Source organism: Glutamicibacter sp. 2E12 (genome assembly GCF_050030965.1).
Taxonomy (GTDB): domain Bacteria; phylum Actinomycetota; class Actinomycetes; order Actinomycetales; family Micrococcaceae; genus Glutamicibacter.
In genome coordinates, this window is record NZ_CP188297.1 from 1,961,361 (window position 1) to 1,980,637 (window position 19,277).

The window sequence follows — 19,277 nt, forward strand, 5'->3', positions numbered from 1 at the left end:
CCATGCAAGCCGTACGCTGAATTCGCGCCCTTTTGCCCAGATGGATTGGCGGTACTCGGCTATCCGAGCAGTCATTCCTGGACCTAGCGAGCGGAGTCTTCATTCCGGCCTTGCAAGGATTTGATCCCCGAACCAAGGCAAAAGCGCAGTCGTGAGTCAGTTCATCGAGAGAACTGATCCGGCTGCTCCGCTGGCTTCTCCCTGGACCGACTCTTTCTCATGGCGTCACCCGAATTCCTGCCTTCAATCCCACGCGTACGCGAAGTGACGTGGAGGAATCCGAAGCAGCTGGCTGTAGCTGCGAAGCACGCCTGCCCGCTTGCTTGTCACAATTATCGATCCATGTGAAATAGAACTCCTTTACCGCTTGACGGTGTGGCCTTCGACACCCTAGTCTGTGATCACTGAATAAACACATAGTTCATCTAGTGAACGCATCGAAGGGATTCAACATGACAAAGGAGATGCGCGTTTTCGCGTTCGACTTCAACGGCCCGGCGCATCTTTCCGCTGGCACTTGGCGCCATCCGAAGGATCGGGGTGGTGAGTACAAGTCGCTCGGCTATTGGGTCGAGTACGCGAAACTCCTCGAAGCTGCCTGCTTTGACGGGATTTTCTTTGCAGACAACGACGGCTACCACGAGACCTACAAGGGCTCGGTGAACGATTCCCTGAAGGATGGCGCGCAGATCCCGGCCAATGATCCTTCGTACCTGATTCCGGCCATGGCCGCGGTAACCAGGAACCTGAGCTTCGGTGTCACTTCCTCCACCGCCTACGATGCCCCGTACAAGCTGGCGCGCAAGTTCTCCACTCTGGATCACCTGACCGATGGTCGGGTGGGCTGGAACGTAGTCACGTCTTACACCAACAGCGCAGCGCGGAACATCGCCGGGCTCGACGCTGCCGAAGCCCATGACGACCGCTACGCCCGCGCCGAGGAATTCATCACCGTGGCCATGAAGCTCTGGGAGACTTCGTGGGACGAAGACGCAGTGCTGCGCGATGCCGCGACCTCCACCTACGTGGACCCCAGCCGCGTGCACAATATCGAGCACCAGGGCGAGCACTTCAGCGTTCCGGGCATCCACCTGTGCGAACCCTCGCCGCAGCGCACCCCGGTGATCTTCCAAGCCGGCGGATCCCCGCGCGGCGTGGCCCTGGCCGCCAAGACAGCCGAGGCTGTCTTCCTGAACGCGATGACCAAGGAAGCGCTGAAGAAGCAGGTCGACGGGCTGAAGGCCAAGGCGCTGGAATTCGGGCGCAACCCGGAGAACATCGCCACCTTGCAGATGATCACCGTCATCAGCGCTGCCACCGATGAAGAAGCGCAGGCCAAATACGAGGAGTACCTCAAGCTGGTCTCCTACGACGGGGCCATGGCCCGCTACAGCAGCTGGGCGGGGGTGGACTTGTCGGCCTTCGACCCGGATGTCCCGCTGAAGGAGATCGATACGAACGCCGGGCAGACCATGCTGAACTTCTTCCTGAAGATGGACCCGTCCAAGGACTGGACCACCCGTGACATCGCCGAGTACATCGGCATCGGCGGCACCTCGCCGGTCATCGTGGGCGGACCGGAAACCTGCGCGGATGAGCTGATTTCCTGGATGGAGCAGACCGGGGCCAGCGGCTTCAACCTGGCCAATGCCGTCAAGTTCCAGGACATCAAGGACTTCGCCGAATTCGTCGTTCCCGAACTGCAGCGCCGAGGCGCCATGCGCACCTCCTTCGCCGGGTCCACCCTGCGCGAGACGCTCTTCGGAGAAGGCAACGCCCGGCTGCCCCTGGACCACCCAGGCGCAGCACTGAACCAGCAGACCACCGCACAAGCCAGCTAGGAGTTCCCCATGTCCATCATTGTGACCCCGCAGAACACGGGGATTGATCCGGCCGAATACCGCAAGGTCTTCGGCGCCCTGCCCACCGGCGTCACCGCCATCACCGGCATGACCGCCGCCGGCAAGCCCATGGGCTTCGTCGTGGGAACCTTCATGTCCCTGTCGCTGGAACCGCCACTGGTCACCTTCTGCGTCGACAAGGGCTCGAGCACCTGGCCGACCCTGCGCTCCCTGGGCCGCTTCACCGCGAACATCCTGTCCACCGAGCAGCTTCCGGTCAGCCGGGCGCTCTCCCGCAAGGGCGTGGACAAGTTCGAGGGCATCGACTACGAGATCGGTGCCAACGGCACCCCGCGCATCGCCGGGGCCTCGGCCTGGATCGACTGCGAAGTGCTTTCGGAAGTCGTTGCCGGAGACCACTACATGATTGTCGGCGGAGTGGAAACCATGGAAGCCACAGAGCGTGAAGCCCTGCTCTTCCGCGGCGGAAAATTCGGAGATTTCAACCTTTGGCCGGCACCGGCCCCAACTGCAAAGGCCTAGCATCATGGCATCAATCCTGGAACGCATCACCTCCGCCTGGACCGAGGCGTGGAGCAAGGGCAATACCGCGGCTTTTGCGGATCTGGTATCCGAAGACTACGTGCGCTACTCCAAGACCGGCGAAGAGCGCATCGATGACCTGTTGAACCAGATCACCGAATCCCACCAGGCCTTCAGCGACTTCAACATGGAAATCCTGCGGGCCATCGAGGACGACAACCTGGCAGCAATCCACTGGCGCAGCACCGGGGTGCACACCGGCGAATTCATGGGCGTCCCGCCGACCGGCCGCACGGTGACCGTGACCGGCGCGACCTTCATCAGCCACTGCGATGGCAAGGTCACCGAAGAATCGGTGGTCTGGGATCCACGCGAAATGCTTTCGGCCATGAGCATCTGGCATCTGGGCGACCAGCGGATCAAGAAGTAGCAAGCAGCAGCGACGGGGCGGCAGGCAAGCCGCCGCCCCGTCTGCCCAAGACATTCCGGCGGCCCGCGCCGCCCGAGGTGAGGATGGAGATCCCTTTGCCAATCAACATTACCCAGACTGCCCAGCGCCTGATTTCCGCCAAGGAATCACGCCAGCCATTGGAAAGCCTGATCGATCATTCCGCAGGCCCCACGGTGGCCGATGCCTTCCGCGTGCAGCAGGAGATCATCCGGCTGAATGTCGAAGCGGGAGACAGCATCTCCGGCTTCAAGCTGGGCAACATCGCCAAGGCCATGCAGAGCAAGTTCGGGGTGGATGAACCGGACTACGGCTACCTGCTGGCCAGCCAGTTCTACCCGGAGAACCTGCCGATCAGCGCCGCCGACTTCATCGAGCCTTTCATTGAGCTTGAACCTGGCTTCGTGCTGAAGAAGGACCTGGGCGGCAAGCATGTCACCGCAGCGGATGTCATGGCCGCCACCGACTTCGTGGTGCCCGCACTGGAAATCATCGACTCCCGGATTAAGGACTGGAAGATTGGCCTGTTCGACACCCTGGCCGATAACGGTTCGGTGGGAGGGGTGATTCTCGGCGGGCAGCCGCGCAAGCTCTCCGAGGTCAATCTCGCGAACCAGCCCGGTTGCATTGAATTCGACGGCCAAGAAGTGGCCCGCGGGAACACCAACGCCATCCACGGCAATCCGGTATCGGCCATCGCCTGGCTCTGCCGGCGCATCGCCGAATACGGCATCACCCTGAAGGCCGGACAATTCATCCTGCCCGGCAGTTGCCTGGCTGCCGAGAAGATGGTCCCCGGCACGGCGATTACCGGCCGCTTCGAAGGCTGGGGAGAAATCTCCTTCGACTACACGCCCGCACCTAGTGCCGCCACTCATTCCTGAACCGATACACAGAGCAGAAAAGAGCTTGAAAATGGCCCTGAGCATTGTGCCAACCATCGAAAACACCACCAGCGGGCAGCTGGAAGCCTATTTGGCCGCCGCGCAAGACAGCTTCGGCGCCTGGGCCGCAACCAGCCCGGCCCAGCGAGCCGGCATCCTGGACGCCGTGGCCAGCGCGCTGGATGCCGCCGCGGACCAGCTGGTTCCGATAGCCATGGCCGAGACCAACCTGCCCGAGCTGCGCCTTCGCGGGGAACTGAAGCGCACCACCTTCCAGCTGCGCTTCTTCGGGGAACTGCTGCGCGATGGCGGATACCTCGACGCGCGCATCGACCATCCCGATGCGCAGTGGCCCATGGGAGCCGCCCGCCCGGATCTGCGGCGCACCCGCATTCCGCTCGGACCTGTCGTGGTCTTCGCGGCCAGCAACTTCCCCTTCGCCTTCTCGGTGGCCGGCGGCGACAGCGCCTCGGCGCTGGCGGCTGGCAACCCGGTCATCGTCAAGGCGCACCATGGGCATCTTCAACTCTCGCGGCTCACCGCCCAGGTGGTCAACGAAGCCTTGGCCGGGGCTGGCGCGCCGGAAGGGCTATTCCAGGTCGTCTTCGGAACCGAAGCCGGGCGCACAGTCCTGCTGGATCCGCGGATCAAGGCCGCAGGATTCACCGGTTCCATCCCCGGGGGCCGGGCCCTGATGGATCTGGCTGTTTCCCGCGATGAACCTATTCCCTTCTACGGGGAGCTGGGCAGCAATAACCCGGTGTTCGTCACCGAGCAGGCTGCCAGCGTGCGCGGGGAGCAGATTCTCACCGAGTTCATCGGCTCCTTCACCGCCAGTGCCGGGCAGCTGTGCACCAAGCCCGGTACGCTGTTCATCCCGCGCGGCTCGGGCTTGCGCCCGCTGCTGTCCGAGGCCGCGCTCCCGGCCGGGACCGGGCTGCTGAACCAGCGCATTCGCGAAGGCTACGGGCAGGTGCTGGACCAATTGTCCGCGCATCCCGCTGTCGAGGTGCTCGCGCAGGGCAGCGAACCGCTGGGCGGGCAGCCTTCACCCACCTTGCTGGTCACCGGCATCGACGAGCTGCTGGCAGATCCGCGGGCCTTGCAGGCCGAGTGCTTCGGGCCCAGTGCACTGGTCGTGGAATACGACTCCGAGCAGCAGCTGGTGGCTGCGGCGCAGACCTTCGAGGGCCAGCTGACCGCAACCATCCACGGCGAAGAAGGCGACCGCGTCCAAGAGCTGGTCGCGGCGCTGGCGAACAAGGCCGGACGCGTGCTGTGGAACCAGTGGCCCACCGGGGTTTCGGTGACCTATGCCCAGCAGCATGGCGGCCCCTACCCGGCCACCACCGCGGTGGGGACCACCTCGGTCGGTGCCGCCGCCATCGAGCGGTTCGTGCGCCCGGTGGCCTACCAGAACTTTCCGCAGCATCTGCTCCCGGCACAACTGCAGGATGCCAACCCGGATAGCGTTCCGCAGCTGGTCAACGGCCAGCCGCGCGGCCGCTGAGCGGAACCGCGAAGTGCCACCAGGAGGGAAGAGCCCATGCATGCCATTGAAGGAATCGTCGAGCACGGAGACGCCCGCGGGCGAGAACTCGGCTTCCGCACCGCGAATATCCCCATGCTGCAAGATGACCAGCTCGATGGCGTGTGGGGTGCCGAAGTGCTGCTGCCCGATGGGCGCCAGGTGCCTGCCTGCGTGTCCATCGGCCGGCGCGACACGTTCTACCGCACCGGCGGGCAGGTGCTGCTCGAAGCGCATCTGCTCGACTTCTCCGGGGACCTCTACGGTCAGCACCTGGTGGTGCGCCTACTGGAATTCCAGCGCCCGCAAGTTGAATATGCGGATGCTGGAACCCTGGTGGAGCAGCTGCATCGGGATGTGGCCGAGACGCGACGCGCGGCACAGCTGCGGGAAAGCGTCCTTGCATGAGCGGGATCGCAATGGCGCCCCCGGCTGCGCCGCCGTCCTGGGCGGTGCAGCGGGTGGCGACCGTCATTGAACGCCAGGGCATCCCGGTGCCGATCCGCGATGCCAAGCGCATCGCGCAAAAAGCCGGGGTGAGCAAGAGCCTGGCCCGCCGTTGCATCCACTACATGGACAGCGGGAAGTAGCTTCCTGCAGCGACCGGGCGTGCTGGAGTGGGCCCCTGGCTCCCAGGCGCTGGACGCCGCGGCACTGACGCGCCGTCGGCAAAATTCCTGGTACCTTCTCCAACTAAGCCGCGCGAATCTCCGCGGGATCATCCCGCTGTCTCGCGCGGCTTTGTGGCGCTGCCTTGGTGCCCTCGTGCCGCTATGGGCCCGGTCATATGGGCAATGCTCCTGCGCCGTCGCGGGTTTAATCCGGGACATTTCTGCGCAACGCCCAGGGCGGCAAAAATCATCTCAGTCTCCTTGTCAGCTCCGTTCGTGCAGCTGAACTCCTTGAATTTCCGGGCCCCGGAGCTGGGTCCGACGATGAAATGTTTTGCTGAATGTGTTGTGCATCACCGGAGTGTCGTGTTCACTAGATAACTAGCATGATCATCTGGTGAACGTTATGAAGTTCTTGTTTCGCTATTGCAAGTGAAAATTCCACAGCAGTTCATGCGCAGCGAGAGCATCAGATCTCGAAACCAATTCCCGGCAGGAAAGAGAATACGATGAGCGAATCATCGAGAATGCAGCGTCCCGCGTTGCCCAAGGTATCGCGCAGGCTCCGCGCCGATGACTGCATTGTCGTCGACAAGAAGGAATTGCGCCGCGCACAGATCGGCGCGGGCATTGGCAATTTCATCGAATGGTATGACATCGGGGTCTACGGCTATCTGGCAGTGACCATGACCGCGGTCTTCACCGAAGGCATGGACCAGAGCATGGGCCTGCTGGTGACGCTGTTCGGTTTCGCCGTGTCCTTCATCGTCCGCCCGCTGGGCGGAATGATCCTGGGCCCGCTCGGGGACAAGATCGGCCGGCGCAAGGTCATGTTCTTCACCATCGCCCTGATGGCCGGAGCCACCACGCTGATTGGCTTGCTTCCCACCGCTGGGCAGGTCGGCCTGTGGGTGATCGTCCCGCTGTACCTGCTCAAGATGCTGCAGGGCTTCTCCACCGGCGGCGAATACTCCGGCGCCGCAACCTACGTGGCCGAGTTCTCCCCGGATGACCGCCGCGGATTCATGACCTCCCTGCTGAACTCGGGATCGATGCTCGGCTTCGCTGCCGGTGCGGCAGTTGTCGCTGCCACCTCCGCGATCACCACCTCGGCGTGGGGCGAGAATGCGATGCTCGCCGGCGGCTGGCGCATTCCGTTCCTGGTGGCACTGCCGCTGGGCATCGTGGCGATTTCGCTGCGCAGCAAGATCCCGGAATCCCCGACCTTCGAAGCGGCCCGCGAGGCTGCCGAGGTCGGCGAGGTCCATCCAATGTTCGTCCGCCACAATCTGCCGAACATCTTCCGCCACTACTGGCCGCAGATCCTCATCGGCTGCGCCTTGATCGCCGCGGACGGCACCTCCGGATATATGCTCACCAGCTACATGCCCACCTATCTCGAAGCGGAAATCGGCTCGCCAGCGGTGCATACCGCGGTGGCAGCGGTAGTTGTGCTGGTCCTCCAGGCAGTGCTGATCCCCGTGATAGCCAACTGGTCGGACAAGATCGGTCGGCGGCCGATCTACATGATCGCGACCATCGGCAACCTGGTCCTGCTGGTGCCGGCCTTCGCGCTGATGCATGTTGGCACGATGTGGTCGCTGTACCTCTCGCTGTTCATGGTGGCCCTGCCCAGCGCGTTCTTCCTGGCCATGACCGGAGCTGTCATGTCCGAGCTGTTCCCCACCGCTTCGCGCTACGGCGGAATGGGCGTCACCCACAACCTGTCGATTTCCATTTTCGGCGGAACCACGCCGCTGGTCAGCCAGATCCTGGTGAATACCACGGGCAACCACTTCGCGCCGGCCTACTACATCATGTTCTTCTCGGTTATTGCGCTCTGTGCCACCTTCAAGCTGCGCGAGACGGCATCTCGTCCGCTGCTCGGTTCGGTGCCCGTGGTGCGCACGCGCGAAGAAGCGCTGGCCCTGGCCAAGGGGCAGGATGAAAATGAGCTGCTGGATACCTCCACCATGCTTCTCGCCCCAGTGCCAGCGCGTGCTCCGGAAACAAGTAGCTAGAATCGAAAAGCCTTGCAGCAACCGCCCGGTGGGCGTTCCCGATGGAGGGAACGCGCACCGGGTGGTTTGCATTGCGGGAATTATCCGCTGGAGCCGGTGCGTACTGGCTAGGCCTGCACCACGGGCCAGGCCTTGCGCGCGAGGTAGAAGTCCGAGATATCCACTACTTTGCGTACGCTGCGCCCGGTCAGCAATTCGGCCTGCTTGATCCGGTAGGCCAAGGTCTGCCGGTGGATGCCCAAGAAATTTGCGGTGTGCTGCCATTGCAGGTCGCGGTCCAGCAAGGCGAAAAGGGAATCCCGGTACACGGCTACCTGGTTGCTGGAGCCTGCCAGCGGGCCGAGCACCATGCTGACGATTCGCTCGGCTTCCGAGGCGGATCGGGCCAGCAGTGACACCTGCAGTCCGGAGAATTCAACGAGTTCTCCGGGCCGGGGTTCAGAAGGAATCGCCCCCTGCGCTTCTTGCGCCGCGCCTTCGAGGTCCGCGAAGCGCTGCTGCGGTGAGCTTAGTCCGAAAGTGGCCTGCAATTCGCTGGCGATCGTCCGTAGCACCGGAAGATCCTTCTCGCGCACTACGGCGATGGAGTTGTTCTTCCACGACGTGGCTAGCGGCATCAACCCGTGCAAGGACAGGGACATCGCCACGGCATCGAGCAGCTTTCCCGGGGCGCAGGCGACCCGGAATCCGGGCTCCCCAGCGATCCATGCACCGCCATCGATATCCTGTTCGCCCAGCTTGCCGGCCAGGCCCAGCCGCAGGGAAGTTTCGGCCGCGGCGACGGCATTGCCGGCATCCTGGAGCAGCGAATTGGCATCGACCGCGAGGATCTGCTTGAGGTGCACCAGCAGCAGGGCATCCAGTTGCGCGTCGGCCGGGACGAGCAATTGGGTGGGGCGGATGGTGGACAGGGAGTGGCGGCGATGCGCATTCGTGGGCAGTGTGCCGATCACTGGGCATCCGGTCATCGTGTCCTGGACAGCAATGTCCACCGAGCACAGCTTTTCCACCCAGTCGCCGCTGCGCTTGCCCTTCCGGTTCTGCGATCCGGCTTCCTGGTACATCCGGGAAAGTAGCAGGACCGAGCGGTTCAGCTGGTTGGTGGTCACGGCGGCCACTGTCCGGGCGATCACCACGAAGGGGGTTTGCGGTCCGGTGGACAGCACCGGGAAGGTCAGTTCATCGGCCGCCTGCAGCATCTCGCGTGTGAGCTCGGGTGCGAGCCCATCCTGGCCAATGATCAGCCCTGCAATCCCCGCAGCATCCGCCTTGCGGACGAAATCGGCCTGCTCTTGGGCTTCCGCGGGGATATTCAGGCCCAGGGACATCAATAGTTCCTCGTTACCCAGCCAGCGCCACGGCTCAGCGGATTCGCTGGTCTGCGCCCAGCGCACGATGCGTCCAAGGCCTGACTGGCCGGCGATCACCTTGGTATCCAAGGCCGGATCAGAAATGAGTTTGGCGATCGTGAGCAGTTCCGCCATCTTTTCTCCAGGGTTTTGTGCGCAGTGATGAAAATAGTATGAATATCATACATCCGCATAAGTGATCTCCGGGATGCCGCACCATACAGTGGCTACCAGTACACGACTGGCACATGAAAAGGACCGGAAAACCATGGACAACACTTACGACTCAGATGTCATCATCATCGGCGCCGGCCTGGCCGGACTGACCGCCGCCCGCGAACTGGGCGCAGCCGACTACTCGGTCACCGTGCTCGAAGCGCGCGACCGCATGGGCGGCCGCCTCTACACCGAGGACCGCCTGGGCAAGCACCTGGAGCTGGGCGGAAACTGGCTGCACTGGACCCAGCCGCACGTGTGGGCCGAGGTCACCCGCTACGGACTGCGCGCGGGCCGCGGTCCGAAGTCCGAGGAGACCTTCTGGTATGCCGATGGCAAGGTGCAGCGCGGGGACCTGGCCGGCTTCATGGACCTGATCGACCACGGCATGCACGCCCTGGTAGGCGAAAGCGGAAAGCTCCTGCCGCGCCCCGACTTGGTCTCCAATGACGATCAGTTCGCGCAGGCCGATCAGCTGACCTTGCAGCAGGCCCTTGACCGCCTGGATCTGAGCGATGACGAGCGGCAGGCCAATGAAGCGGCCTGGGTGGGGCATTGCAATGGGCCGCTGGACCAGGTCGGCTTCAGCGCAGCGATCCGCTGGACCGCGGCCACCTCCGGAGCATGGCGCGTCATGCATGAGGCCAGCGCCGTTTACCGGCTGGAAGATGGCAATGACCAGCTGGTCAAGGCCATTGCATCCGACGTTCCCGGAGAGATTCGCCTGAATGCGCCAGTGGCCTCGATTGCCCACGATGAGCAGGGCGCCACCGTGGTACTGGCAAGCGGCGAGAGCTTGCGCGCTCGCCGGGTCATTGTCACCGTTCCGCTGAACATCCTGCACGAGCTGGATATCCAGCCTGCGCTGTCGCCGGTCAAGCGCGAGGTGAGCCAGGCAGGTACCGCATCACAGGGGCTCAAGCTCTGGATCCGGGTGAAGGGTCCGATCAAGCCATTCTTCGCGTACTCCACGCAGGAGCACCCGCTCTCGGTGGTACGCACGGAATTCGTGGGCGAAGAGGATGCAGTACTGGTCTCCTTCGGCGCCGACGCCTCACGCTTGGACATCACCAGTATCGAGGACGTGCAGGAAGCGCTGCGTGCCTGGCGCGATGACCTGGAAGTCCTGGAAATCGCGGCCCACGACTGGAACGCGGATCCCTACGCCAAGGAAACCTGGCTCATCCACCGGCCGCAGGCCTACACCACGGGCCAAGCCGAGCTGCAGCGTGCCGAAGGGGCAGTGCACCTGGCCGGCAGCGACCTGGCCAACCTTTGGGCCGGCTTCTTCGACGGTGCTATCGAGAGCGGGTTGCGGGTATCCCGTGAGGTGCGCGCCGCACTCGAAGGGTAATCGGGCCTTGGCTCGATTTATGGGCAGAGTGTTCACCCTGCGGTCAACCGGCTAGGCTGAATAGAAGACTATTCGAAAGGCTGGTTCCCCTCCATGGGAGAAACAAGTGGAAAATCCTCTGGCGGCATGGCGGCAAACCGGTCGGTTTCACGGGCAATCGCGGTGCTGCGCGCCCTTGCCGCCAGGGGGGAACCCTTGACGGTCACGGAGATCGCCAAGCAGATCGGCTTGGCCCGGGCCACGGTCTTCCGCCTCTTGCTGACCCTGGAAGAAGAAGGGTTCGTCGACCGCCAGGACACGCACTACACCCTCGGCTGGGATCTGGCCCGCATTGCCCAGGACGTTGATCCCACCCCGGGGTTGCTATCCAGGGTCAGCGACGTGGTAGTGGAGATCGCCGACATGCTCAACGAAACGGTGACGCTGAGCGTGCGCCACGGGAAGTACGACCTGGATCTCGTGCAGCAAGCGTCTCCGCGCGCCATTGGAATGTCGATGACCGAGCTGCAGGGCCAGCGCTGGCCATTGCATGCCTCGGCTACCGGAAAGCTGCTCCTTTCCGAACTGGATAAGGAATCGATCCGCATTGCTACCGGAAGCAAGCTGGAAAAGCTGACGAGCCAAACGATCACCACATGGAAAGCCTTGGACGCCGAGCTGGATCAGATTCGCGAACGCGGCTGGGCAAGCACCATTGACGAGCTGGAAGTGGGAATCATTTCCGTGGCGGTCCCGATCCGCGGCGCTGGCAACGATCTCATCGGAATGCTCGCCTACATGGCACCGCGCCACCGCGTGGACACCGAAAAGCTGGAAGTGCAGAAGATCGAGGGCCTGCTTGAAGGCGCCAAGATGGTACGCCGACGCATCGTTTCGATGACCGGGGAATAGGTCCGGGCAATGCTGGCGTGCAGCAACCTGCGTCGCCTGGTTGGCTCTGCGGAGCAGTGACTGAGCTCATAGACCTTTGATTGACACGTCATCGACTTTCGAGATGGATCGGAGTAGCGTCCAAGGTATGAGGCCAACGGAAATCCCGTGACCATCTTGAAACGGAAAGTGGGTCCATCATGGCTCAGTATGATGTAGCAGATCGTTCGGCAGTAGTCACCGGCGCCGGTTCGGGCATCGGCCAGGCTATCGCCATCCTCTTAGCCGCCAACGGAACCAAAGTGGTGGTCCAGGACCTCAATGCCGAGGCCGCGGGCGCTACCGTGGAAACCATCAAGGCCGCAGGCGGAGAAGCTGTAGCTGTTGCAGGAGATGCCAGCTCTTCGGCTGTCATCGACGAAACCATCAAGGCCGCCAACGCCATGGCTCCATTGAAGATCGGCGTCAACAACGCAGGCATCGGCGGCCGCGCCGCCAAGGTGGGCGAGCTGACCGACGAGGACTGGGACAAGGTCATCTCCGTGAACCTCAACGCCGTCTTCCGCGGAACCCGCGCCCAGGCCAACGCCATGAGCGAGAACGGGGGAGGGTCCATCGTGAACATGGCCTCGATCCTCGGCTCGGTGGGCTTCGCCGGCAGCTCCGCCTACGTTTCCACGAAGCATGCCGTGGTGGGCCTGAGCAAGACGGCCGCCGTGGAGTATGCCACCTCAGGGGTACGCGTGAACAGCGTGGCCCCGGGCTTCATCGACACCCCGCTGCTGCAGCAGATGCCCAAGAAAGCCTATGACGCGCTGGTCGACAAGCACCCGATTGCCCGCTTGGGCAAGCCGGAAGAAGTGGCGGCGCTCGTGGCCTTCCTGGCCAGCGATGCCGCGTCCTTCGTGACCGGCAGCTACCACCTGGTCGACGGCGGCTACACCGCCGTATAGCCCGTCGGATCAAGCGGATGCGGTGCGGAGCTGTGCCGCATCCGCTGGTTTATTGCTCCTGGCGAGCCCGCGAATCCAAGCAATGAGCCTCAGGCGATTCCAATGCCTTGGAGCCGTTAGCCAGCTCATGTTTTTAGCCGAAACGGAATAAGTTGCTTGCGGAGGTAGTTACGCTGTGCAACTACAATTTCCAATTCAGGAGTCCCGCCCCATGGATCTGTTTTCCCCTCTCGCCCTCGGCGACCTCAAGCTGTCCAACCGCCTGGTCATGGCACCGCTCACCCGCTCTCGCTCTGGCAAGGACGGCGTGCCCAACGCAGATGTAGTCGAGTACTACCGCCAGCGCGCGTCCCTGGGCCTGATCGTCAGCGAGGGCACCTACCCGAGCTTTGCCGGCCAGGGCTTCGTCCGCCAGCCGGGCCTGGTCACAGAGGAGCAGATTGCCGGCTGGAAGAAGGTCACCGATGCGGTGCACGCCGAAGGCGGCCTCATCGTTGCCCAGATCATGCACGCCGGACGAGTCACCCACCCGGAAACCACCGGTGCAAACTACGTCGAGGCGCCAAGCGCCATAGCAGTTGAAGGCGAGTCACGCACCTACACCGGCAAGCACGCGTACCCGGTTCCGCATGCCCTGGCCACCGGAGAACTCCCAAGGATCATCGAAGAATTCGTCACCGCTTCGCGCAACGCCATCGCCGCCGGATTCGACGGCGTGGAGCTTCACGGGGCCAACGGCTACCTGCTGCACGAGTTCCTGGCGCCTTCGGCCAACAGCCGCAACGACAACTACGGTGGTTCCCCGGAGAACCGGGCCAGCTTTGTCATCGAAGTCGTGACCGCAGTAGCCAACGCCATTGGCGCTGGCAAGACCGGCCTGCGCATTTCGCCGGAACACAATGTCCAGGGTGCCGTGGAAAACGATCGTGCGGATGTGCTGGCTACCTACACTGCGCTGGTCCAGGGCATCGCGCCACTGGGGCTGGCCAACCTGAGCATCCTGCACCATGACCCAGCCGGCGAGCTGGTCCAGTCGCTGCGCGAGGCATTTGGCGGACCGGTGCTGCTGAACACCGGCTTCGCGGAGATCACCACCTATGAGGAAGCCGCACGCGTGGCTTCCGAAGGCTGGGGCGAAGCGGTTGTCGTGGGACGCCCTGCGATTGCCAACCCGGATCTGGTGCGCCGCTGGAAGGAACAGCTGCCGCTGAATGAACCAGATTTTGCGACCTTCTACACTGAAGGTCCAAAGGGCTACATCGACTACCCATTCTGGGAGAACTAGCCTCTAAAACTTCTGACTTAGTTTAGATGAAGCCACCGCTTCCGTTCGTAAACGGAAGCGGTGGCTTCTCCAGATCCAGCGAGCTACACGTCATGCTCTAGAAGAGTTTGAGTTGTCGCACAGAGATGTTCGACCTTTGGATAAAGCTTGCTCGGTAGTTCGCTGTTGCCTATGGCCTCGGATTCGTTTTCGAAAACTTCTGCCATGGCGATAGGCAGAGCGTACGTCATCGCACTCACTGTCATCCGCAACCACTCTTCATCTATTTTTGCTTCACGAGCAAATCTTGACCAATGCTTTGATGAGACTCTCCCGAACTGTCGCTCGCCCCCGATGGACATGGCGGCCTTCCGCAATCCATCGTTTTTCTTCGGAAAACCGTCGTTACTAACGTGTTCGTAGGGCAAGCCAGATGCGATGTCATAAAATGGCGCAAGCTGCACACGGCCATCAGGGAGATGGAGTATCGAGTAGTTCTTGCCGTGTGCGTCGGGAGCTCCCAAAAGGTAATTTCCTATTAGGCCTTCAATGAATTTTTGAACTTCAGTTTCAGGAGCACGAGCTTCTCGAAGGGTCTTAATGATCTTGAGTGCGCTGGGTCCTCGGTTCGACTCGTACTTGTTTGTAGGTAAGGTCGAAGTGGCCTGGCAGAAGTCTTCTTGATGGACCCGATAGACGTTGTTTCCCTCAATAAGCCGATCGTACCGTTTCACCACGATTGTCGATTGCCCGTCAAACTGCGTGAAGTTGGTTTCGGCAACTTGTAATCCCATGCGTCCCAAAGTCTTCAGGCATAGGTGCTCATTGAGTGCTTGATCTCGAAAATCTTGGATGCCGGGCTTGAAAATGTGGGTTGTCGGTTCGCTGCCAGTGGCTTCATGCCATCCGTCCTGCCATCTCAAAGCGAATTTGCTTTGAGCTCCAGCTAGTGACCACCGTTCACGACCGACAGTCCACGATCCTTTCGGAGACGAAGATAAAACCCTGATGCGTTGACCGATTTCATTGTCGTTGCAAGCCACGAGTTCACCTGCGGAACGCGTTAACTCGTCAATTTCATCCGGCCGTACGAACTGCACTGCTCCTGCACATTCAAACCCAATATGCTCAAGTAAGGCGAAGGGATTCTTTGCCGAAATGCCAAAGTCATCAGCGAACGACTGGCGGACAGCTTCGCCTTCCGGAATTAGCCCCTCGATGAACGGATCAGTAATAGAGCGCTGGTAAGGGGTCTCTCGATAGGGCATTGCCAGGGATAATCTGGCTTGTCTAGAATCTTGTGGGACGAATTGAAATTTTCTGTTACCGGAATGATCTTGTTGAAGGATTCCGACAGGCTGCCCGTATAAAAAGGTCACGAGTTCTTTCATCGCGGGCCCTGTTCGTTGTTCTCATCTTTATTGTCCGGTTCATTGCATTCGTCATTATCAAGAAGTGCTTGATCCTGCTCGCTTTCTACGTCGTTCGCGGTGCTTGAGTTGCGATCGAAAGTCGAAGCATCTGAACTAGGCAACCCTTTTCTAAGGGACTGTTGCAACGCCGATTGACCGAGATCGGAGGCGGCTAGGTTTCGGATGCCTGTTTGGTTGCGCAGTTCTTTGGCGAACTTTTGGAATGAGGATTCGCCGAGCCCCGATGCGGCTAGTTTTCGGAAGGCCGATTGACCTATGTTCGAGGGTGCCAATCTTGGGAAAGAGGACTGATCCAAACTCGAGGCTTTTCTAATTGCTTCCGACGCGGCCGGAGAGATACGAGCTATCGAATGGTAGCGGTCTTCATCTGATGACTCGATTTCGGGTTCAGCATTGAAAGAAAGATTTATTGATATCCCGAGTGCTTCAAAGGTATCTAACACCTTGCCGAGTTCAGCTCTCGTGCGTACACCCTGCTCCAGGCCTATAAGCCATTTGCGCGAAACGCCTGCGCGGTCGGCTAGGGCTTCTTGAGTGAGGCCGAGTTTCATCCGGGCATCATGCACGAATGCTCCGAGTTCCTTTTGGGTCGAAACGTCGCGATTCATGAAACCTCCTGTTGTGCACGTATATACACATTATTATAAGTGAACGTACGTGCACAATCAAGAAGGTGAATATACGTACACTTTTACGAAAGTATACGTTTGTTCACATTGATTAATGTGAATGAACGTGCGCGTAGGCTTAGGTCACTGGGCAACAGGGAGGTTTCAATAGCGAAAGCTTTTGCGTCAAATCGCTCTTGATGAGCTTTTTCATTTGCGCAAAGTCCAGGTCATCACGATCGCCGAACTTCAGCACCGGAAAAGAGTATGAGGATTTTCGGCAGTCAGAAGTGCTCTTGGTACCTCAAAATAGGGGAGCTGAACGCAGGCCAGGCGTAAAGGGAGCCGGCTATGGGTCCCTCCAAAGCGATGGTATGAATTCCCCTTACTATCACTTTCTTAGAAAATGATAGTAAGGATCCGTGTTGCTATCACTATCCGCTTGGTGGTTCGTGGTGGCGACGTAACCAGTCGAGGAGCAGCACGTGGAAAAAGGAGCGGATCAACGATCCCGTCCGGCACCATTGTCAGGGGCGACTGAACGCTTTGTTCGATGAACGTCCGGCTTTCCAGACCGTATTACCGTAACCGGTACAAGTCCGGTTGGGCCCCGCCGCATCGAGGCGTAGCACAAACACCTCGAGGAGCGAGATGGGCAGACCGCAGAAGATTCCTATGAGCCCATCAGGGTTTCGGCGGCAATGCGCATATGCTCGGAGATTTCCGCGCTGACCGCGGCCCTGTCGCCAGCTTCGATGGTGTCCACCAGCTTGAAATGCCGTGCGACATCCATATTGCGCACCCCGCGTTCGTAGCCGCCGAACATGATGGACATGCGGATGGAGCCCTCAAGCTGCTCCCAGGCATGCAGCAAGGTGTCATTCTCAGACAGCCGGCACAGAGTGCGGTGGAACTCGAGATCCGCTTCGATCCGCTCCTCGATTTCATGGCCCTCGAGTTGCTCCATGGTGCTGACCGCGGAGCGCAGTTGCGCGAGAGCGTCTGAAAGGTCTTCGCGCTGCAGCAACGTCGTTGCCGCCAGGGTTTCCAGCGAGGCACGCACCGCGAAGATGTCCTGGATTTCCTTGTTGTCCAGGTGGCGAACTGACAACCGGCCGCGTTCGCCTGCGGAGACCAGGCCTTCCTGCTCCAGCTGGCGCAAGGCTTCGCGCAAGGTGCCGCGGCTGATCTGCATGGAGGCAGACAGCTCTGTTTCCACCAGATGGGTGCCTTGCTCCAGTTCACCGGTCGTGATGGCGCGGCGCAGGGCGATCAGAGCCTGCTCGCGCAGGCTCTTTTTCCGAAGCCCCACCAAGGAAGAATCGGCCATAGCCATAAAGCGCCCCTCAATCTTGGAGATCAACTGTTGATTGTTAACTGTTGATTTTAGCGCCTTTGGCGGGTGCGTCGAGAGCAACGCACCCGCCAAAGGCGATCGTTCTGGTGGATTACCCGGCGAGCTAGCCGAGTTCGGAGAGGACCTTGGACACAATCGCGCTGATCGACAACCCATAGCGGTCATGGAGTGTTGGCAATGCGCCCGCATCCAAGAATTCATCGGGCAGGCCGATGGGAACGACCTTAGAGGAAACACCGCCGCGGATCATGGTGGAAGCCAGAGTTTCGAACAACCCGCCGATGACCGAGTGGTTTTCCAGCGTGACTACCAGGCGGTCCCCGGCCACCTCCTTCAGAACTGTTTCCGAGTCGAAGGGCTTGATGGTGGGGGAGTGGACCACGGAAACGTCCACGTTGTGCTTGGCCAGTTCCTTCGCGGCATCCAGTGCGCGCATGGTCATCAGGCCGCTGGAGACGAAGACGACGTCACGTCCACCGCGTAGTACTTTTGCCTTGCCCAATTCGAAGCTGTAGTCGTATTCATCCAGGACGGTAGGCACCTTGCCGCGCAGCAGGCGCAGGTAGGTTGGCCCTTCAGAAGCCGCTAGCTGCGGCACCGATTGCTCGATGTCCACCGAATCGCAGGGATCCACGATGGTCAGGTTCGGCATCCCGCGGAAGATGGCAATGTCCTCGGTGGCCTGGTGGCTCGGGCCATAGCCGGTGGTCAGCCCGGGCAGGCCGCCCACGATATTCACATTGAGGTTCGGCTCGGCGATATCCAGGCACAGGAAGTCATAGGCCCGCCGGGCCGCGAACACCGAATAGGTGGAAGCAAAGGGGATCATGCCGGTTTCGGCGAAGCCCGCGGCGGCCCCGAACAGCAGCTGCTCGGCCATGCCCATCTGGAAGAAGCGCTCGGGATGCTGCTGGGCGAAGATGTGCATATCCGTGTACTTGCCCAGATCGGCAGTCAGGCCCACGATGCGCGGATCCTGCTCGGCCGCCTTGGCCAGGGCATGGCCGAAAGGCGCTGGCGCGGTCTTCTGGCCGGGCTCCGCGAAGGAGGCAATCATGGCCGAGGTTTTCAGTCGTGGTTTAGCGGTGGCAGACATTTAGGAGTTGCTCCCTTCGAAGCCTTCGGTGAGTTGGTCGCGGCAGATCTGCCATTCGTTGTCTTCAATGCGCATGAAGTGGGCTTTCTCGCGGTTTTCCAGCAGCGGAACGCCGCGGCCTACCTTGGTGTCGCACAGGATGACCGAGGGGCGCGAGGCGAGGGCCGATTGGGCCGCGATGTTGTCGAAGGCCTGCAGCAGCGCTCGAGGGTCATTGCCGTTGATCCGCTGGGCGTACCAGCCGAAGGCCTCCCACTTTTCGGTGACCGGTTCGGTGCGCAGGACCCCGGCGGTCGCGCCATCGGCCTGCAGGGCATTGATGTCCACCATGGCCGTCAGCTGGCCCAGCTGGTGGTGGGCGGCACCCATGGCCGCTTCCCATGTGGAGCCTTCATCCAGTTCGCCATCGGAGAGGAAATTGATCACCCGCTGGGTCCTGTTCTGGTGGCGCAGCCCCAGGGCCATGCCCACCGCGATGGACAGGCCGTGGCCCAGCGAGCCGCCGGAGATTTCCATGCCCGGGGTGTAGGTGGACATCCCGGACATCGGAAGCCTCGAATCGTCCGACCCGTAGGTTTCCAGCTCTTCCACCGGGATGATGCCCGCTTCGGCCAATGCGGCATAGAAGCCGATGGCGTAGTGGCCGGTGGAAAGCAGGAAGCGGTCGCGGTCTTCCCAGCCCGGTTCTGCCGGACGGAAGTCCAGCTGGTCCGCGTAGACGGCCGCGAACATGTCCGCAGCGCCCAATGCTTGACCTACATATCCTTGGCCCTGCACCTCGCCCATGTTCAGCGAGTGGTGGCGGATGCGGTAGGCGGCGTCGCGGACCCTTTCGGTGCGCTGGCCCAAAGTCAGCGTCTGGTTGTCGGTGGCTGCAATTGCCATGGGAAGTCCTTTCAGG

18 protein-coding genes are annotated in these 19,277 nt (G+C 61.3%); 12 read left to right on the forward strand and 6 right to left on the reverse strand.

Annotation, left to right across the window (positions count from 1 at the left end; translation table 11 throughout):
• The first annotated feature begins 452 nt into the window (after positions 1-452).
• The 8 genes from ACP3TE_RS09215 (at position 453) to ACP3TE_RS09250 (ending at position 7,876) form a co-directional block, all read left to right on the forward strand.
• Positions 453-1,841 carry an LLM class flavin-dependent oxidoreductase gene (locus tag ACP3TE_RS09215; protein ID WP_426733278.1) on the forward strand — a complete coding sequence of 463 codons (1,389 nt, stop codon included), beginning with the start codon at positions 453-455 and terminating at the stop codon, positions 1,839-1,841.
• A gap of 9 nt (positions 1,842-1,850) precedes the next feature.
• Entirely contained in the window at positions 1,851-2,384 is a 534-nt protein-coding gene (locus ACP3TE_RS09220; protein ID WP_208294291.1) for a flavin reductase family protein, read from the forward strand.
• Positions 2,385-2,388: 4 nt separating this feature from the next.
• On the forward strand, positions 2,389-2,814 hold the full coding sequence (locus tag ACP3TE_RS09225) for an ester cyclase (RefSeq protein ID WP_332489374.1): 426 nt from the start codon (positions 2,389-2,391) through the stop codon (positions 2,812-2,814).
• A gap of 95 nt (positions 2,815-2,909) precedes the next feature.
• Entirely contained in the window at positions 2,910-3,716 is an 807-nt protein-coding gene (locus ACP3TE_RS09230; protein WP_133834780.1) for a 2-keto-4-pentenoate hydratase, read from the forward strand.
• Positions 3,717-3,747: 31 nt separating this feature from the next.
• Positions 3,748-5,226: an aldehyde dehydrogenase (NADP(+)) gene (locus ACP3TE_RS09235; protein ID WP_426733281.1), complete on the forward strand. Its 1,479-nt coding sequence runs from the start codon at positions 3,748-3,750 to the stop codon at positions 5,224-5,226.
• A gap of 36 nt (positions 5,227-5,262) precedes the next feature.
• Positions 5,263-5,652 carry a riboflavin kinase gene (locus ACP3TE_RS09240; RefSeq protein WP_426733282.1) on the forward strand — a complete coding sequence of 130 codons (390 nt, stop codon included), beginning with the start codon at positions 5,263-5,265 and terminating at the stop codon, positions 5,650-5,652.
• On the forward strand, positions 5,649-5,834 hold the full coding sequence (locus ACP3TE_RS09245) for a hypothetical protein (protein ID WP_105659169.1): 186 nt from the start codon (positions 5,649-5,651) through the stop codon (positions 5,832-5,834). The genes ACP3TE_RS09240 and ACP3TE_RS09245 overlap by 4 nt, the downstream gene beginning before the upstream one ends.
• A gap of 530 nt (positions 5,835-6,364) precedes the next feature.
• Positions 6,365-7,876, forward strand: coding sequence for an MFS transporter (locus ACP3TE_RS09250; RefSeq protein WP_286134432.1), 1,512 nt, complete (start codon positions 6,365-6,367; stop codon positions 7,874-7,876).
• 107 nt (positions 7,877-7,983) lie between these two features.
• Here the strand turns inward: ACP3TE_RS09250 and ACP3TE_RS09255 are convergent, their stop codons facing one another.
• Complete coding sequence (locus tag ACP3TE_RS09255; protein WP_133834784.1) at positions 7,984-9,360, reverse strand: PucR family transcriptional regulator; 1,377 nt, start codon at positions 9,358-9,360, stop codon at positions 7,984-7,986.
• 133 nt (positions 9,361-9,493) lie between these two features.
• Here ACP3TE_RS09255 and ACP3TE_RS09260 point away from each other — a divergent pair, with 133 nt between their 5' ends.
• The 4 genes from ACP3TE_RS09260 to ACP3TE_RS09275 all read left to right on the forward strand — a co-directional run bounded on the left by ACP3TE_RS09260 (position 9,494) and on the right by ACP3TE_RS09275 (position 13,903).
• Positions 9,494-10,795 carry a flavin monoamine oxidase family protein gene (locus ACP3TE_RS09260; RefSeq protein ID WP_133834785.1) on the forward strand — a complete coding sequence of 434 codons (1,302 nt, stop codon included), beginning with the start codon at positions 9,494-9,496 and terminating at the stop codon, positions 10,793-10,795.
• 93 nt (positions 10,796-10,888) lie between these two features.
• A complete protein-coding gene (locus tag ACP3TE_RS09265; protein ID WP_105659173.1) occupies positions 10,889-11,686 on the forward strand; it encodes an IclR family transcriptional regulator in 798 nt (265 codons plus the stop codon).
• Positions 11,687-11,865: 179 nt separating this feature from the next.
• Entirely contained in the window at positions 11,866-12,618 is a 753-nt protein-coding gene (locus tag ACP3TE_RS09270) for an SDR family NAD(P)-dependent oxidoreductase (protein ID WP_105662100.1), read from the forward strand.
• Between the two features lie 211 nt (positions 12,619-12,829).
• Positions 12,830-13,903 (forward strand): alkene reductase, encoded by a 1,074-nt coding sequence (locus tag ACP3TE_RS09275; RefSeq protein WP_426733285.1) that lies wholly within the window; start codon positions 12,830-12,832, stop codon positions 13,901-13,903.
• 83 nt (positions 13,904-13,986) lie between these two features.
• Here the strand turns inward: ACP3TE_RS09275 and ACP3TE_RS09280 are convergent, their stop codons facing one another.
• From ACP3TE_RS09280 to ACP3TE_RS09300, 5 genes are all read right to left on the reverse strand, one after another.
• On the reverse strand, positions 13,987-15,273 hold the full coding sequence (locus tag ACP3TE_RS09280) for a type II toxin-antitoxin system HipA family toxin (RefSeq protein ID WP_332489288.1): 1,287 nt from the start codon (positions 15,271-15,273) through the stop codon (positions 13,987-13,989).
• Entirely contained in the window at positions 15,270-15,923 is a 654-nt protein-coding gene (locus tag ACP3TE_RS09285) for a helix-turn-helix domain-containing protein (RefSeq protein WP_105656052.1), read from the reverse strand. The genes ACP3TE_RS09280 and ACP3TE_RS09285 overlap by 4 nt, the downstream gene beginning before the upstream one ends.
• Positions 15,924-16,596: 673 nt before the next feature.
• Positions 16,597-17,259, reverse strand: coding sequence for a GntR family transcriptional regulator (locus ACP3TE_RS09290; RefSeq protein WP_105656053.1), 663 nt, complete (start codon positions 17,257-17,259; stop codon positions 16,597-16,599).
• Positions 17,260-17,383: 124 nt separating this feature from the next.
• A complete protein-coding gene (locus ACP3TE_RS09295) occupies positions 17,384-18,376 on the reverse strand; it encodes a transketolase family protein (protein ID WP_332489287.1) in 993 nt (330 codons plus the stop codon).
• Positions 18,377-19,261 carry a transketolase gene (locus ACP3TE_RS09300; RefSeq protein ID WP_426733288.1) on the reverse strand — a complete coding sequence of 295 codons (885 nt, stop codon included), beginning with the start codon at positions 19,259-19,261 and terminating at the stop codon, positions 18,377-18,379.
• Between the last annotated feature and the right edge of the window lie 16 nt (positions 19,262-19,277).